At 54.5% G+C, this 16,820-nt stretch carries 13 protein-coding genes; 11 read left to right on the top strand and 2 right to left on the bottom strand.

The genetic code is table 11. The features are described from left to right. Positions 1-67: 67 nt before the first annotated feature. On the bottom strand, positions 68-274 hold the full coding sequence (locus tag F6R98_RS10180) for a hypothetical protein (protein ID WP_153248916.1): 207 nt from the start codon (positions 272-274) through the stop codon (positions 68-70). Positions 275-701: 427 nt separating this feature from the next. On the opposite strand from F6R98_RS10180, the gene rimP reads away from it, so the two are divergent. The 8 genes from rimP to greA all read left to right on the top strand — a co-directional run bounded on the left by rimP (position 702) and on the right by greA (position 11,978). After that, entirely contained in the window at positions 702-1,172 is a 471-nt protein-coding gene (gene rimP / locus F6R98_RS10175) for a ribosome maturation factor RimP (protein WP_153248915.1), read from the top strand. A 5-nt stretch (positions 1,173-1,177) separates the two neighbouring features. Further along, entirely contained in the window at positions 1,178-2,683 is a 1,506-nt protein-coding gene (nusA, locus tag F6R98_RS10170) for a transcription termination factor NusA (protein WP_153248914.1), read from the top strand. A gap of 23 nt (positions 2,684-2,706) precedes the next feature. Continuing rightward, positions 2,707-5,460: a translation initiation factor IF-2 gene (infB, locus tag F6R98_RS10165; RefSeq protein ID WP_153248913.1), complete on the top strand. Its 2,754-nt coding sequence runs from the start codon at positions 2,707-2,709 to the stop codon at positions 5,458-5,460. A 35-nt stretch (positions 5,461-5,495) separates the two neighbouring features. After that, a complete protein-coding gene (gene rbfA, locus F6R98_RS10160) occupies positions 5,496-5,861 on the top strand; it encodes a 30S ribosome-binding factor RbfA (RefSeq protein WP_153248912.1) in 366 nt (121 codons plus the stop codon). A gap of 45 nt (positions 5,862-5,906) precedes the next feature. Then, on the top strand, positions 5,907-6,818 hold the full coding sequence (gene truB / locus F6R98_RS10155; RefSeq protein WP_228125206.1) for a tRNA pseudouridine(55) synthase TruB: 912 nt from the start codon (positions 5,907-5,909) through the stop codon (positions 6,816-6,818). A 296-nt stretch (positions 6,819-7,114) separates the two neighbouring features. Continuing rightward, positions 7,115-8,242, top strand: a complete 1,128-nt coding sequence (gene carA / locus F6R98_RS10150) for a glutamine-hydrolyzing carbamoyl-phosphate synthase small subunit (RefSeq protein WP_153251006.1) — start codon at positions 7,115-7,117, stop codon at positions 8,240-8,242. Between the two features lie 18 nt (positions 8,243-8,260). Then, complete coding sequence (carB, locus tag F6R98_RS10145) at positions 8,261-11,476, top strand: carbamoyl-phosphate synthase large subunit (protein ID WP_153248910.1); 3,216 nt, start codon at positions 8,261-8,263, stop codon at positions 11,474-11,476. Between the two features lie 25 nt (positions 11,477-11,501). After that, positions 11,502-11,978: a transcription elongation factor GreA gene (gene greA, locus F6R98_RS10140; RefSeq protein WP_153248909.1), complete on the top strand. Its 477-nt coding sequence runs from the start codon at positions 11,502-11,504 to the stop codon at positions 11,976-11,978. Between the two features lie 234 nt (positions 11,979-12,212). Here the strand turns inward: greA and yhbY are convergent, their stop codons facing one another. Then, positions 12,213-12,494 carry a ribosome assembly RNA-binding protein YhbY gene (gene yhbY, locus F6R98_RS10135; RefSeq protein WP_153248908.1) on the bottom strand — a complete coding sequence of 94 codons (282 nt, stop codon included), beginning with the start codon at positions 12,492-12,494 and terminating at the stop codon, positions 12,213-12,215. A 35-nt stretch (positions 12,495-12,529) separates the two neighbouring features. Between yhbY and rlmE the strand changes: the two genes are divergently transcribed. The 3 genes from rlmE (at position 12,530) to glmM (ending at position 16,721) form a co-directional block, all read left to right on the top strand. Continuing rightward, positions 12,530-13,159, top strand: a complete 630-nt coding sequence (rlmE, locus tag F6R98_RS10130) for a 23S rRNA (uridine(2552)-2'-O)-methyltransferase RlmE (protein WP_228125235.1) — start codon at positions 12,530-12,532, stop codon at positions 13,157-13,159. A 167-nt stretch (positions 13,160-13,326) separates the two neighbouring features. Further along, positions 13,327-15,243, top strand: a complete 1,917-nt coding sequence (gene ftsH / locus F6R98_RS10125; RefSeq protein ID WP_194270243.1) for an ATP-dependent zinc metalloprotease FtsH — start codon at positions 13,327-13,329, stop codon at positions 15,241-15,243. 119 nt (positions 15,244-15,362) lie between these two features. Next, complete coding sequence (glmM, locus tag F6R98_RS10120; RefSeq protein WP_153248905.1) at positions 15,363-16,721, top strand: phosphoglucosamine mutase; 1,359 nt, start codon at positions 15,363-15,365, stop codon at positions 16,719-16,721. Positions 16,722-16,820: the final 99 nt, after the last annotated feature.

Below are 16,820 nucleotides of genomic sequence, written 5' to 3'. Positions count from 1 at the left end.
CGGCCATATCGCTCTACCACACCCCCGATATCCTAATACGGCGGGCCTTTCGCAAGGCGCAACCGGATTATTTGGTTAGTTGGCCGTCCGGTTCTGAAACATGTAGCTTCGCGCCAAAGAACATGGATAGATAGACCAGTCCGCTGACCAGTATCAGCGACAAAATCACCGGAGGGCGAATAAGCGGAAGAAACATCAGTAAACCAAACAGAACCAGGAAAGTACTGCTGTGTATCGGGTAATCTATGAATGTATCGGTTTTGAATTTGAACATAAACAGCTCCTCCTAAATATTTATTGTGTGTCCCTGACGGATACGCGACGCGACAGGATTGCTCAGAGCGTTTGACATGTGTTCCGCGTGTTTCGGCGCCACTCCGTCAGGAGTCAAAATAGTAGCATGCTTGATAACCTCATTTCTAAGGGTTTCATCGTAATATCCGTGATTTTTATGTGGGTAGCGACTGAATGGGGTTGAGCGACGCATTTAAAACAGATTGTGCGAGAGCTCTTCATAAGGTGTGAATTTTCTGGTATAATTAAAAAATTAGTACAGTTGCTTGGTCAAGGTTTGCTTTCCTTCACGGGGAAAGGCTGGTGACGAAATAGGAGCTGTAACCTACGGAATGGACGTTGATGAGACTTGTGGAAGTAATTATGGGCCTTGCGCCCTTTTTTTGTGGCTGGTTTTAGGTGTTTTCATGAGGATACCCGAGCGTTTGAGACACATGATTGAACCGGTCGTGGACGGACTCGGTTACGAACTGGTGAGCATAGAATTCGATTCCGGGCAGCGGATACTGAGGGTTTATATCGATAAGGAAGAAGGTATTCTGGTTGATGACTGCTCCAGGGTGAGTCATCAGTTGAGTGGAGTACTCGATGTAGAGGACCCCATTCCCGGAAACTACCATCTCGAAGTTTCTTCGCCCGGCATGGATAGACCGCTTTCGAAGCCCGAACACTTTGCGCGATTTCAAGGCTGCCTGGTCAGGCTGCAGATGCTGCGTGCTGTCGATGGACGACCGCGCCGGTTGAAGGCGCGCATAGTGGGCGTTTCCGGCGGCGCCGAAGTTACATTGCAGGATGGGGAGGATCTGTTCAGCATCCCGTTCGATTTGATTGAGAAGGCACGGCTGGTGCCCGAGTTTGAAAAAATTTCAAAGGAATAAGAGTAATGGCGAATAAAGAAATTTTGCTGGTTGTCGATGTCGTATCCAACGAAAAGGACATCGAGAAGGATGTGATTTTCTCAGCCATTGAAGACGCGTTGAAAATGGCTACCTTGAAGCGTTACGAAGAGCCGATCGATGTGCGCGTTTCGATCGACCGTAAAACCGGCGATTATGAAACTTATCGCCGTTGGTTGGTGGTCGAGCCGAATGACGACTATGATTATGGAATCGAGTTTCCTGAAACGCAGATGTTTCTCGACGATGCGTTGAAAATTGATCCGTCCGCCAGGCTTGGCGCCTATGTAGAGCAGCCTGTGGAGTCGGTGGGATTCGGGCGTATTGCAGCCCAGACCGCAAAACAGGTGATAGTGCAGCGAGTGCGTGAAGCCGAGCGCAGAAAGGTTGCCGATGCTTTCCGGGATCGTATCGGTCAGCTGGTTACCGGTGTGGTCAAGCGTATCGAGCGGGGCAATGTCTATCTTGATTTGGGCGGCAATGCCGAGGCGGTTATTCCCCGCGAGGAAATGATACCGCGCGAGGCGGTAAGAACCGGAGACCGGGTGCGTGGTTACCTAAAGGATGTGAAGCCCGACGCCAAGGGTCCGCAGTTGCATGTATCGCGCACGGCGCCGGAACTTTTAATTGCGCTGTTCCGTCTCGAGGTGCCTGAAATCAACGAAAATGTTATCGAAATAATGGGCGCCGCGCGCGACCCAGGGGCGAGAGCCAAGATCGCGGTTAAAACCAATGACAGCCGTCTTGACCCGGTGGGCGCCTGCGTAGGCATGCGCGGCTCACGAGTACAGGCCGTTTCCAATGAACTTGCCGGCGAGCGTGTCGATATCATACTGTGGAATGAAAACGACGCGCAGTATGTGATCAACGCGATGTCGCCGGCTGAAATCGTATCGATAGTCGTGGATGAAGATAAGCACAGCATGGACGTTGCCGTCGCCGATGAAAATCTTTCTCAGGCTATCGGGCGGGGCGGGCAAAATGTGCGTCTGGCTTCGGAACTGACCGGCTGGGAGCTTAATGTCATGAGCGCCACCATGGCCGATCAAAAAAATGAAGCGGAAGCGCTGACGTTGATGCAGTCTTTTGTCGATCAGTTGGGCGTAGGCGAAGACGTTGCCGAAATTTTGATTCGAGAAGGTTTTTCCAGCGTCGAGGAACTGGCGTATGTCCCTGCGAAGGAGTTGCTTGATATTGAAGAGTTCGACGAAGACATTGTCGAAGAGCTGCGCAACCGCGCGCGCGATGCCCTGCTTATCAAGGCAATAGCGCGCGAAGAGCGTATGGAGCCTGCGGAACCCAGCGATGAATTGCTGAATCTGGAAGGGATGGACGAAAATTTGGCGCGTCTTTTGGCCGAAAAGGGTATACGTACGCTGGACGATCTGGCCGAGCAATCTGTTGATGAGCTTTTGGAAATCCATGACATAGGCTCGGAAAAAGCGGCGAATCTGATTATGAAGGCGAGAGCCTCCTGGTTTGCCGAAGGCTAGGAATTACCGAGGGTGGGATAGTTATGAGTGATGTAACAGTAAGACAGTTGGCTGAAGTGGTAGGGATTCCCCTTGACCGCTTGCTCGCACAAATGGGTGATGCAGGGTTGAGCGCGACTGCCCCGGGCGATGTTCTGAACGATGCTGAAAAGATGAAATTGTTAAGTTTTCTTCGTCAGAGTCATGGAAAGGAATATGCGGATGCGGCGGAGCCCAAGCGCGTGACCTTGCAACGCAGAACCGTCAGCGAGCTTAAGCAGGGCAAGATGCCTGGCAAAGCCAGCAAGACAGTGAGCGTGGAAGTGCGAAAAAAACGCACTTACGTCAAGCGCAGCGAACTCCCCGAAGTCGAGGAGCGGTTGCCGGAGCCTGAAAAGGCGCGGCTAGTCGCATCGGCGGAGGAACTCCATCACGGGCAGGAACCGAAGCCGCAACAGGTGGAGGAAGAACTCGTGGTGAGCGCCGTTGCCGCTGCTCAGGAGCGAGTTGCAGAGCAGGAAACAGCCGAGCCTACTCCCGCCGTTGCTGCGACCCCGATAGTTGAGCCGGAGGAAGAAGCTGCGCTTCCAGTTTCCGTAGAACCTGAACAGGTTGAAGCGGCGGAGGCTAAAGTTGTTTCGAAGGCGCCGCCTGATGCCGAAGCCAGGGCTGCGCCGCAGAAACCGGCCGAAAGACGGCCTGAAAAAGCTGCAGAACGTCCGCGCCCGCCTTCTGCACCGGCAGCTGCCGCGCCGCGTAGCGAGCAGCGCCCGCCCCGCCGCCCCGTACCCGCGGCGGCGGCGGCGGCGCTCCCTGCTAGCTTTCCACCCGATGTGGCGGCAGGAAGAGCGCAGGAAGATGCTCGACGCGCGAAACGAAAAACGGGGGCAACAGGTGATCGCGAAGGTCGCCGCGATGATGACAAGCGGTCTGAATTCAGTCTGGATGACCGCAGGTCAGGAAAAGGAAAGAAGGCCAAAATGCGTGGTCCGGTGGTGATGCCGGAGCAGAAGCATGGTTTCGAAAGACCTACTGCGCCACAGATTCACGATGTCAATGTGCCTGAGCTGATAACTGTTTCCGAACTGGCTGCCCGCATGTCGGTCAAGGCAGGCGAAGTCATCAAGACGCTGATGAAAATGGGGGTCATGGCCACTATTAATCAAATGCTGGATCAGGAAACGGCTATTCTGGTTGTCGATGAAATGGGACACAGGGCTATTGCCCAGGCTGCGGATCATCTTGAAGCGGAGATGGTTGCCACCATGGCTCTGGAAGAATCAGCCGAGCAGCAGCCGCGTGCGCCGGTTGTTACCATTATGGGGCATGTCGATCACGGCAAGACTTCGCTGTTGGATTACATTCGCAAGAGCCGGGTCGCGGCCGGCGAAGCAGGCGGTATTACCCAGCACATCGGCGCGTACCAGGTCAAGACCGACCATGGCGCTGTGACGTTTTTGGATACGCCCGGTCATGCCGCTTTTACCGCCATGCGCGCACGCGGCGCGAAAGTGACGGATATCGTTGTGCTGGTGGTCGCGGCGGACGATGGGGTGATGCCGCAAACGCGCGAAGCCGTCGAGCATTCGCGCGCCGCCGGCGTTCCTATCGTGGTCGCCATCAATAAGGTTGATAAGGCCGATGCCGATCCTGACCGGGTCAAACAGGAGCTGGTGGTATTGAAAGTAGTGCCGGAGGAATGGGGCGGTGACACGCAATTCGTCAATGTTTCGGCCAAAACCGGCTCCGGCATAGATAATCTGCTGGATGCAATCCTGCTGCAGGCTGAAATTCTGGAGTTGCAGACTGCGTTTAAAACCCCGGCCTCCGGCGTTGTGCTGGAGTCACGGCTGGATAAAGGGAAAGGGCCGGTGGCGGACGTACTGGTTCAGCGCGGCACCCTTAAAAAGGGCGACTTTATACTTTGCGGTCAGGAATTCGGCCGTATCAGGGCGATGTTCAACGAGAACGGCAAGCCGCTCAAGGAAGCCGGGCCGTCGATGCCGGTTGAAATACTGGGTCTGTCGGCTGCGCCCAATGCAGGGGATGATTTTATTATCGTCGCCGATGAACGCAAGGCGCGTGAAATCGCGCTGCATCGCGAGGAAAAGTCCCGTACCAGCAAGCTGGCGGCGCAACAGGCAACCAAGCTGGAGGATGTGTTCTCGCGCATGGAAAGCGGTGAATCCGCCGACTTGAACGTTATCCTCAAAACAGATGTACAAGGCAGTCTTGAAGCGCTGCGCGGCGCGATGGTCGACTTATCCACGGACAAGGTGAAAGTAAAGGTTATCGCCGGGGCCGTAGGCGGAATCAACGAGTCGGACGCCAATCTGGCCCTGGCTTCCAGCGCCATTCTGATCGGATTCAATGTGCGCGCCGACGCCAGCGCGCGCAAGCTGATTGAGGAGCGCGGCGTCGACCTGCATTATTACAGCGTAATTTACGAAGCTCTCGATGAAATCAAAAAATCTATCAACGGCATGCTGGAGCCTGAATACAAGGAGCAGATTGTCGGCATAGCCGAGGTGCGCGATGTGTTCCGTTCACCGAAATTTGGCGCCATCGCCGGATGCATGGTTACCGAAGGTTTTGTCAAGCGTAATCTTCCCATCCGCGTGCTGCGTGAAAACGTGGTTATCTATGAAGGCCAGCTGGAGTCATTGCGCCGCTTCAAGGATGACGTCGGCGAGGTCAAAATGGGTATGGAGTGCGGTATCGGCGTTAAAAACTACAATGACGTCAAGCCGGGCGACCAAATTGAGGTATTCGAAAAAGTGTTGGTCGCACATCAGTAATCCGCCCGCTTTATCGGAACAAGAGGTTATCTGAAATGCCAAGAGAGTTTACCCGTAGTGATCGTGTTTCTTCGCAAATCCAGCGCGAACTGTCGGAGTTGCTGCGGGTGAATGCGCGCGATCCTGAATTGGGCATGGTGACGCTGAGTTCGATTGAGGTAACCCGCGACATGTCGGTCGCGAAGGCTTATGTGAGTTTTCTGGGGGCAAGCCTGGATACGAAAAAATGCGTTGCCCGTTTGAACGAAGCGGTTCCGTTTTATCGGCACGAGCTGAGTAAACGCATGCGGCTAAGGGTTATGCCCGAGTTACGCTTTATTTTCGACGAATCGCTACAGCGTGGCTTGCGTATTCAAAGCTTGCTGAGTGGCTTGAATGAGACTGCCGGGAAACTCGATTAGATTTTTGTTTGTGAAAATATTGAAAAAAGCAGGGAAGAACAACGCGTGATAAATGGCGTGGTATTGCTCGACAAGCCGCCCGGATTAAGCTCGAACAGCGCAGTTCAGCGTGTCAAAAGGCTACTGGGTGCAAAAAAGGCGGGGCATACGGGTAGCCTTGATCCGATAGCTACCGGTTTGTTGCCGGTTTGTCTGGGGGAGGCTACCAAACTGGCGGCGTTTCTACTGGATGACGACAAACGTTATGAAACACGCGTGCGTCTGGGCATAACGACGGCCAGCGCGGATATCGAAGGCGAGGTGCTGGAGACGCGTGATGTGCCTGAGTTGAATGAAGAAAAAATCGAGGCTGTCCTTGCGCAATTTCGCGGCGCGATATCGCAGATTCCGCCGATGTATTCAGCTCTTAAGCATCAGGGGCAGCGCTTGTACGAACTTGCCAGAAAAGGTGTGGAGGTAGAGCGCGCGCCGCGAAATATCCGTATCCATGAGCTGTTGCTGAGGGGATACGGGGCCGACTATCTCGATCTTGAGGCGCACTGCTCCAAGGGAACCTATATACGCAGCCTTGCCGCTGATATTGGAGAGGCTCTGGGCTGCGGGGGGCATGTCGAATTATTACGTAGAACCGCTGTCGGCGCGCTGACTTTACAGCAGGGCGCCGTCTCGCTGGATCAGATGCAGCGTTGCCCTGATGATGCGCGTTTGCCCCTGGTTCACCCTTCGGAACTGATGGTCCAGGGTTTAATATTTCTGGAAGTCGATGGCGAGCAGGCCGTGCGGCTGAGCAGGGGGCAGACTGTTATCGTATCTTCTGATACCGACCGCGAAGGGATTCGTAAAGTGGTTTGCGGCGATGCGTTTTTGGGCATGGCGGAATTGAAAGCCGATGGCGGTCTGGTTCCGCGCCGCTGGTTCAGCGTTCCGATATCTCGTGTGTCGCCCGTGGCGATGTAGGGGCGGCATGGACACGATGGGCAGGTTTACGTAAATCGCCGCGCAATTTTTTTAAGCTAACGGGATAAGCCTTGTGTTTGTCCCGTTGTAACTATTCAGCATACCCGTTGGAGAGGAAGTGAGGTGAATCAGGCCAGACCTTCTGCGCCCATGGATGGGCGCAGAGAGCATCCAGGGACGGACTTGCAGCGTGTCTCGACTGTGGCTTGCCTCACTTCAGACTGGCTTCGGTCAGGACTCAAAAGCACTTGCTGAATAGTTACGTCCCGTTTTCCATATCTGGTAGATAGGTGATTTTGAATATGTACGCTATTCTGGCGCTTGAGGATGGAACGCTGTTTCGTGGCACCTCTATCGGTGTTGAAGGTGAATCCGTGGGCGAGGTGGTTTTTAACACTTCGATGACCGGTTACCAGGAAATTCTTACCGATCCTTCGTATGCGAAACAAATTGTCACCTTGACGTATCCGCATATAGGCAATACCGGCATAACCCCTCAGGACAATGAATCGGAGTCGGTGTTTGCCGGGGGTTTGGTGGTGAGGGATGTACCGCGTCTGGCCAGTAACTGGCGTAAACAGGGAACGCTCGAAACCTTCCTGAAAGAGCGGGGCGTTGTGGGTATTGCCGGAATCGATACCCGTAAGCTGACCCGGTTGCTTCGCGATAGCGGTGCGCAACGGGCCTGTCTGATGACCGGGAATGCGATTGATACCGAGCATGCGCTGACGCTGGCTCGTGGATTTCCAGGTCTACAGGGTATGGACCTTGCTGGGGAAGTGACGACTTCCAAAGCCTATGCCTGGAGTGAAGGAGAGTGGCGGCTGGATTCAGGGTACGGTCATGCATTGTGTCAGAACTACCATGTCGTTGCCTACGATTTCGGCATAAAGCGCAATATACTCCGCATGCTGGCCGAGCGCGGCTGCCGTGTGAGCGTCGTTACCGCACGTACTACCGCAGCCGCAGTGCTGGCCTTGAAGCCGGATGGCGTGTTTCTGTCCAACGGTCCCGGCGATCCGGAGCCGTGCGATTACGCCATTACGGCCATTCGTGAGTTATTGGCGGCGCATATCCCGATTTTTGGTATCTGTCTGGGACACCAGCTACTGGCTTTGGCAAGCGGCGCCGCGACCTTTAAAATGAAGTTCGGTCATCACGGAGCCAACCATCCGGTACAGGAGCTGTCAAGCGGACGCGTTATGATTACCAGCCAGAACCATAGTTTCGCTGTGGATGAGACGGTCCTGCCCGCTACTCTGCGCCCCACGCACCGCTCATTGTTCGATGGCACGCTGCAAGGCCTGGAGCGCACGGATTGCCAGGCATTCAGCTTCCAGGGGCACCCGGAAGCCAGTCCCGGTCCGCACGATCTGTCGTCGTTGTTTGATCGCTTTGTCGTATCCATGGCTAACAGCCGTTAATTGCCGAATACTTTCAACATGCCAAAAAGAACAGATATCAAGTCCATTTTGCTGCTGGGAGCAGGCCCCATCATTATTGGTCAAGCCTGCGAGTTCGATTATTCGGGCGCTCAGGCCTGCAAGGCGCTGAAGCAGGAAGGTTATCGCGTCATACTGGTCAATTCCAATCCCGCGACCATCATGACCGATCCGGAAATGGCGGATGCGACCTATATCGAGGCGGTGGACTGGCAGACGGTTGCCCGCATCATTGAAAAAGAGCGTCCCGATGCGCTGCTGCCGACCATGGGCGGACAAACTGCGCTGAATTGCGCGCTGGATCTCGATCGCGAGGGCGTGCTCGAACGTTTTGGCGTCGAGCTGATAGGCGCCAGCAAGGAGGCGATCGACAAAGCCGAGGACCGCCTGAAGTTCAAGGATGCCATGACCAAAATAGGTTTGGGCTCCGCGCGCTCAAGCATTGCCCATACTCTGCAAGAAGCGCTGGCCGTTCTCGACGACGTCGGCTACCCGGCAATTATTCGCCCATCGTTCACGCTGGGGGGCAGCGGTGGCGGCATTGCATACAACCGTCAGGAGTTTGTCGAAATCTGCGAGCGAGGCCTGGAGCTTTCGCCGACGCATGAACTGTTGATCGAAGAGTCCATACTGGGGTGGAAAGAATACGAAATGGAGGTGGTGCGTGATCGCAACGACAATTGCATCATCATCTGTTCGATAGAGAACTTCGACCCGATGGGCGTGCATACCGGCGACTCCATAACCGTCGCACCGGCGCAAACGCTGACCGATAAGGAATATCAGATCATGCGCGACGCTTCGCTGGCGGTACTGCGCGAAATCGGCGTCGAAACCGGCGGATCGAACGTTCAGTTCGCGGTGAATCCGGATGACGGTCGCCTGATCGTGATCGAGATGAACCCGCGCGTATCGCGATCTTCGGCGCTGGCGTCCAAGGCAACCGGTTTTCCAATTGCGAAGGTGGCCGCAAAACTGGCAGTCGGGTACACGCTGGACGAACTGAAAAACGAAATTACCGGCAGCGCTACGCCGGCCTCGTTCGAACCCAGTATCGATTATGTCGTCACCAAAATACCGCGGTTTACCTTTGAAAAGTTCCCGCAGGCCGATGATCGTCTGACGACGCAGATGAAGTCGGTCGGAGAAGCGATGGCGATCGGCCGCACGTTTCAGGAATCGCTGCAAAAGGCTTTGCGCAGCCTGGAAACCGGGGTGGACGGGTTGTCGCCGCGCATCAACAAACAGGGCGAAGATGCAGATGAAATACTGAGACGCGAATTGCGTCACCCGGGACCGGAACGTATTTTGTATGTGGCGGACGCATTCCGCGCGGGTTGGCCGCTCGAACAGGTGCATGAACAAAGCCGTATCGATCCGTGGTTCCTGGCGCAGATCGAGGACTTGATCGCTGACGAAACCGCCTTGTCGCGGCGTACTCTGGCTACGCTGACGCGCGACGAATTATTCGTGCTGAAGCGCAAGGGCTTTGCCGATACGCGGCTGGCGCGTTTGCTGGGCAGCGCGGAAGCCGAAGTGCGCGCCGTGCGCAACAAGCTGGGCGTGCGTCCGGTGTACAAACGTATCGATTCCTGCGCCGCGGAGTTTTCTTCCAGCACTGCCTATCTGTATTCCACCTACGAGGAGGAATGCGAAGCCGACCCGACCGGGCGAAAAAAAATCATGGTGCTCGGCGGCGGCCCGAATCGCATAGGGCAGGGTATCGAGTTCGATTATTGCTGCGTGCATGCGGCGATGGCCTTGCGCGAAGACGGTTTCGAAACCATCATGGTCAATTGCAACCCCGAAACGGTTTCGACGGATTTCGATACTTCCGACCGCTTGTATTTCGAGCCGCTGACGCTGGAAGATGTACTGGAAATTGTCGATCTGGAAAAGCCGGTCGGCATCATCGTGCAATATGGCGGGCAGACGCCGTTGAAGTTGGCGCGCGCGTTGGAAGCCGCGGGCGCTCCAATTATCGGCACGTCTCCCGACTCCATCGACCTTGCGGAAGACCGCGAACGCTTCCAGCAACTGGTCGAGCGGCTTAATCTGAAACAGCCGCCCAACCGTACCGCGCGCTCGGCGGAAGATGCGATACGTTCGGCCAATGAGATCGGCTATCCGCTTGTGGTCAGGCCTTCCTATGTTTTGGGCGGCCGCGCGATGGAAATCGTGTTCAATGACGAAGACTTGCGGCGTTACATGCGCGAAGCGGTAAGTGTTTCCAACGATTCTCCTGTGCTGCTGGACCGTTTTCTCGACGATGCGATCGAGATGGATGTCGATGCCGTTTGCGACGGCAAACGCGTATTGATCGGCGGTGTGATGCAGCATATCGAGCAGGCCGGGGTGCATTCGGGTGATTCCGCCTGTTCGATACCGCCTTATGATTTATCATCCGAACTGCAGGAGCAATTGAGGGGGCAGGTCAGACAGCTGGCCGAGGCGCTTGGAGTTGTCGGATTGATGAATACCCAGTTCGCGATCAAAAGAAACGAAATCTACATACTCGAAGTGAATCCGCGAGCGTCGCGCACGGTGCCGTTCGTTTCCAAGGCGACTGGATACCCGCTGGCAAAGATTGCCGCGCGTTGCATGGCGGGCATCAGTCTGGACGATCAAGGCGTTATCGAAGAGATAGTTCCGGCCTATTTTTCGGTTAAGGAGGCGGTATTTCCGTTTATCAAGTTTCCCGGCGTCGATCCTCTGCTGGGCCCCGAGATGAAGTCTACCGGCGAAGTCATGGGGGTGGGCACTACTTTCGGCGAAGCCTATGCAAAAGCGCAGAGGGCGGCCAGTGTAAAACTGGCGCATCAGGGGCTGGTATTTCTCAGCGTGCGCGATGCGGATAAAGCAGGCGTTGTCGGGGTGGCTCGCGATTTAGTCAAGCTGGGATTCACTCTGGCGGCGACCGGAGGCACTTCCAGGGTACTTGGGTCGGAGGGTATTCCTTGCGCCAAGGTCTTGAAGGTGCACGAAGGCCGACCCCATATCGTGGATATGATCAAGAATGGCGAGGTTCATTTCATCATTAATACGACGGAAGGGAAAAAGGCAATTGCCGATTCGTTTACAATTCGTCGTCAGGCGTTGCAGAATCAGGTTACCTACACCACCACCTTGTCCGGCGCGCGCGCAACCTGCCGCGCGCTCGAAGAGCTGAATGCCGAGAGCGTGAACCGGTTGCAGGATTTGCATCAAAAAGTGTAACTATTCAGTGTCAGAGTGATTTTTTATGAAGAAAGTACCCATAACGGTTCGCGGCGCGGAAAAGCTGCGCGAGGAACTGATTAATCTGAAGTCCGTAGTGCGTCCCCGCATAATCGATGCGATCTCAGAAGCCCGGGCGCACGGCGACCTTAAGGAAAATGCCGAGTATCATGCCGCGCGAGAACAACAGGGTTTCACCGAAGGGCGCATCAAGGAAATCGAGAGCAAGCTTTCCAATTGCCAGATTATCGATGTCACCGCTCTGCGTGCTGACGACAAGGTGGTATTCGGCGCCACGGTCGAACTGGAAGATTTGGACAGCGAACAGGTTGTGACGTATCAGATCGTCGGCGAAGACGAAGCCGACATCAAGGAAGGACGCATTTCAATCACTTCGCCCATTGCCAGAGCGCTGATCGGAAAGCGCGTGGAGGATGTCGCCACCGTTCAAGCTCCTGGCGGCGTGCGGGAATATGAGATACGCTTGGTACAATATATTTGATTATGTTATAAAAGTCGCAACGCAGCCGTGAGTCCTGCTACAGGTGTGTGAGTCTTGATGTACCCCGTTGTTGTATACTCAGGCGCAGATCAGTGTCCTCCACGATCACCCCAGCCCTCTCCAAGGGGAGAGGGTGCATGGAAACGTTACGTTTTTCCGTCCATCCTTCGGCAAACTCAGGCCGAATGGAAAAGTCTTGGTCTTAACGGCATGGCGGGCGAGGAGCGGAGCGGCTTACCGTGCCTTTGTGGTTTGGGGCGCAGGGCGATAGATGGTAACAATGTGGCCTATGGCTTGCACCAGCGAGGCCTCCAGTTCCGAACAGATCATCTGCGTCATTTCCGCACGCTGGTCTCGATCAGCAGCATTCACGCGTACCTTTATCAATTCGTGATGATCCAGCGCGAGGCTGATTTCGTTGAGCACGGCAGGCGTGATCCCGGCATTACCGGTAATGACGACCGGTTTCAGATGATGCGAGCGGGCGCGTAATTCTTTCCTTTGTTCCGGATGCAAGTGTCCTCCTGTTTTTTTGGGGTATATTGGGTTAAATCATGGCGCGTAGCGGTAGTAGTCAGCGTTGGCTGGCGGAACATTTTTCCGATGAATATGTAAAGCGAGCGCAGGAACAGGGTTATCGTTCGAGGGCCATATTCAAACTCGAAGAGATCCAGATCCGCGACCGGCTGATCAAGCCAGGTATGAGTATAGTCGACCTGGGAGCCGCACCCGGCGGGTGGTCGCAATATGCAGCCCGGCAAATCGGTAAAAACGGTAGGATTATAGCTTTGGATATATTGCCGATGGAAGCTATTCCCGGCGTCACCTTCATACAGGGCGATTTTCAGGATGACGCCGTACTCGATCAATTAAATACCTCGCTTGCCGGACAGCGTGTGGACTTGATTTTGTCGGATATGGCCCCCAATATGTCAGGAATGCGCGCAGTCGATCAGGCTCGTGCGATGTATCTGGCGGAAATCGCTTTCGATATGGCGCAACAAAACTTGAAGCAAGGCGGCAGCTTTGTGGTAAAACTATTCATGGGAGCAGGATGCGACGAGTTTCAGCGTGCCGTGAAAGCCGGATTTGCCCAGACTGCCGTGCGTAAACCCAAAGCTTCCCGTGATCGCAGCCGCGAGCTGTACCTTGTTGCCAGAGGGCTTAAACGTGAAGGATGATTCTTTTATGGGAACCAGGAGGGCAGGATGTGGTCGAACTGTATGTATAACAATAATATAAACCAATGCGAGATGTGATGTATTGAGTTTTTACATCTAACGTATTGATTAATATAAAAATAACAGGCCGGCATTACCAGCAGGCAAGGGTGGGCAACGTGAACGATATGTTAAAAAATATTATTTTATGGGTGGTTATCGCCGTCGTATTGATGTCGGTGTTCAATAACTTTGGCTCTCGGAAGACAGCAGATGCGTCCATGTCCTATTCCCAGTTTATTTCTGCTGTGAATGAAGGACAGATTAAACAGGTTACGATAGACGGCCAGGTAATACGCGGGATGATGAGCTCCGGCGAGAAGTTTACTTCCTACAGTCCTGAAGATCCGCATATGGTCGACGATTTGCTCAAGAACCACGTGGAAATCAAGGCTCAGCCGCCGGAGCAGCAGTCGCTGTTCATGCAGGTCTTTATCTCCTGGTTTCCGATGCTGCTGTTGATTGCCGTATGGGTTTTCTTTATGCGGCAAATGCAGGGCGGCGGCGGCGGGCGCGGCGCGATGTCGTTCGGCAAGAGCAAAGCGCGTCTATTGGAAGAAGATCAGGTTAAAGTTACGTTTGCCGATGTCGCAGGTGTCGAAGAAGCCAAGGAAGAAGTTTCCGAAATGGTCGATTTTCTCAAGGACCCCGGCAAGTTCCAGAAGCTGGGCGGGAAAATACCGCGCGGTGCGTTGATGGTTGGGCCTCCGGGTACGGGTAAGACGTTGCTGGCCCGAGCGATTGCAGGCGAAGCGAAAGTGCCTTTCTTTACCATTTCCGGCTCCGACTTTGTCGAAATGTTCGTCGGCGTAGGCGCATCGCGTGTCCGGGACATGTTTGAACAGGCTAAAAAGCATGCGCCTTGCATCATATTCATTGATGAAATCGATGCCGTCGGCAGGCACAGAGGCGCCGGTCTGGGTGGCGGTCATGACGAGCGCGAACAGACATTGAACCAGCTGCTGGTTGAAATGGACGGTTTCGAAGGAAACGAAGGCGTAATCGTTATCGCTGCAACCAACAGACCCGATGTGCTTGATCCTGCCTTGCTGCGTCCGGGCCGCTTCGATCGTCAAGTGGTCGTCGGTTTGCCGGATATCCGCGGCAGAGAGCAGATTCTGGCGGTCCACGCCAAACGCGTTCCTGTAGCGGACGATGTGGAGGTCAAATATATCGCACGCGGCACACCCGGGTTTTCCGGCGCCGATCTGGCCAATCTGGTTAACGAGGCTGCGTTGTTTGCCGCGCGCAAGAACAAGCATCTGGTCAACATGGAAGACTTTGAAAAGGCCAAGGATAAAATACTGATGGGCACGGAGCGCCGCTCCATGGTAATGACCGAAGAGGAAAAACATTTGACCGCGTATCATGAAGCGGGACACGCCATCGTCGGACGTCTGGTACCTGAGCATGACCCGGTTTACAAGGTCAGCATTATGCCCCGTGGACGCGCGCTGGGTATTACCATGTTTTTACCTGAGCGCGACCAGTACAGCGCCAGCAAGCAAAAGCTGGAAAGCCAGATATCCAGTCTTTTTGGCGGACGTATCGCCGAAGAAATGATAGTCGGCAAGGAACGCGTGACGACCGGCGCATCAAACGATATCGAGCGTGCAACCAACCTGGCGCGCAATATGGTGACGCGTTGGGGACTTTCCGAGCGCCTGGGTCCGCTTGCTTACAGCGAGGAAGAGGGCGAAGTTTTTCTGGGGCGTTCCGTAACCAAGCATAAATCCGTATCCGAGGAAACCGCGCATTTGATAGACGAAGAAATTCGTTTTGTAATCGATCGCAACTACGAACGCGCTGATCGTCTGCTGCATGATAATCTCGACAAGCTGCATGTGATGGCTGATGCGCTTATGAAGTATGAAACAATAGATCATTATCAAATAGACGATATCATGGAAGGCAAATCGCCGCGTCCGCCTCAAAACTGGGACGAAGGCACCCCTACGGAAAACGATAATGGACCGGCTGCCCCATCCGAAAGCGTTGGCAAGGATGAAACAACCGGTTTCGGAAATCCGGCTACCCAACATTGATTCCGCTTTTTGCCGGCCCCTTCCTTCCTGCTGGAAGGAAGGGGCTTTTTAGTGTCGCGTGCGGGGATCGGCTATAATTGTCACCCTGTGAGTTTTGCTTTAAGGTTTCGAGGTTATCATTGAAGAAAAGGTTTTTTGGAACGGACGGTATTCGCGGTCGCGTAGGCGAGTATCCGATTACACCGGATTTTTTTCTTAAACTGGGATGGGCTGCCGGACGGGTTTTGGCGGGAGAAGGCGCGCATAATAGCGTACTGGTCGGCAAAGACACCCGGATTTCCGGCTATATGTTCGAATCCGCGCTGGAAGCAGGATTATCCGCAGCAGGTATTAATACGCAGTTGCTGGGGCCTATGCCTACGCCCGCAGTTGCTTATCTTACGCGGACGCTGAGGGCGCAGGCCGGTATCATTATCAGCGCATCGCATAACCCGCATTACGATAACGGAATCAAGTTTTTTTCGCGCGAGGGCGGCAAGCTGCCGGACGATCTCGAGCATAAAATAGAGCAGTACATTGATCAACCGATGACGACGGTGGAGTCGGAACGTATCGGCAAAGCTTCGCGTATTAACGATGCTGCAGGGCGTTATATCGAATTTTGTAAATCGACCGTGCCCCCAAGAATAGACCTGAGCGGCATGAAGATCGTGATCGATTGCGCTCACGGCGCGACCTATCATATCGCGCCTCATGTATTTGAAGAATTGGGTGCTCTGGTAAACTGTATAGGCGTTCAGCCGAACGGCTTGAACATTAATACCGGCGTAGGCGCAACCAACACTGCGGCGCTGGCTGAAACCGTCAAATCGATCGGGGCGGATTGCGGGATAGCGCTGGATGGCGACGGCGACAGGGTGGTCATGGTAGATCACCTCGGTGATGTTGTTGATGGCGATGAACTGTTGTTCATCATCGCCCGCTCCCGCTTGGGCGGAGGGGTGGCGTTGGGGCCGGTTGTCGGTACGCAAATGACCAATCTCGGGATGGAGCATGCGCTGGGTTGCCTAGGGTTGACACTGAAGCGCGCGCGCGTCGGCGACCGTTATGTGGTGGAGATGATGCACGCTCACGGCAGCTTGCTGGGCGGAGAAGGTTCCGGACATATTATTTGCCGCGACAGAACCACGACCGGAGACGGCATTGTTGGCGCACTGCAGGTTATTGCCGAAATGGTACAAACGGGCAGGAGTCTGCACGAATTAAAACAGGGTATGGAAAAGTATCCTCAAATACTGCTTAATGTAAAAATAAACGGACGTGTGGATATTGACAAGGTAGAAGCGGTCAATGCCGTGAAGGCCGAAGTAGAACGGGAACTGAACGGAAGCGGGCGGGTTTTGTTACGATCATCAGGAACTGAACCGTTGATTCGCGTCATGGTAGAGGCCAGAAATGCGGATTTGGCGCACGCCATGGCGCACAGAATCGCCGAAACTGTGAGTAATTCGGTGACGCAGGCTCAAACGGTTTGTTGATGGCCGCTGACCTGATGCGCCTTTCCGGTCGCAAGCCCGGAATTAGCTGAATAATGTCAGGCCAGAGCCCTGACCAAAAAGAATAAAAGGAGAAATAGG

The sequence above is a fragment of the Candidatus Methylospira mobilis genome (assembly GCF_009498235.1).
GTDB lineage: Bacteria > Pseudomonadota > Gammaproteobacteria > Methylococcales > Methylococcaceae > Methylospira > Methylospira mobilis.
The sequence above is the reverse complement of the archived record's forward strand: the minus strand, read 5'-3'. Positions and strand labels throughout refer to the sequence as shown.

What these genes read in the sequence shown, in the direction of transcription:
- carB (WP_153248910.1), top strand. Translation starts at nt 8,261, where the DNA reads ATGCCAAAAAGAACAGATATCAAGTCCATTTTGCTGCTGGGAGCAGGC.
- nusA (WP_153248914.1), top strand. Translation starts at nt 1,178, where the DNA reads ATGGCGAATAAAGAAATTTTGCTGGTTGTCGATGTCGTATCCAACGAA.
- infB (WP_153248913.1), top strand. Translation starts at nt 2,707, where the DNA reads ATGAGTGATGTAACAGTAAGACAGTTGGCTGAAGTGGTAGGGATTCCC.
- F6R98_RS10180 (WP_153248916.1), bottom strand. Translation starts at nt 274, where the DNA reads ATGTTCAAATTCAAAACCGATACATTCATAGATTACCCGATACACAGC.
- ftsH (WP_194270243.1), top strand. Translation starts at nt 13,327, where the DNA reads ATGTTAAAAAATATTATTTTATGGGTGGTTATCGCCGTCGTATTGATG.
- rbfA (WP_153248912.1), top strand. Translation starts at nt 5,496, where the DNA reads ATGCCAAGAGAGTTTACCCGTAGTGATCGTGTTTCTTCGCAAATCCAG.
- rimP (WP_153248915.1), top strand. Translation starts at nt 702, where the DNA reads ATGAGGATACCCGAGCGTTTGAGACACATGATTGAACCGGTCGTGGAC.
- greA (WP_153248909.1), top strand. Translation starts at nt 11,502, where the DNA reads ATGAAGAAAGTACCCATAACGGTTCGCGGCGCGGAAAAGCTGCGCGAG.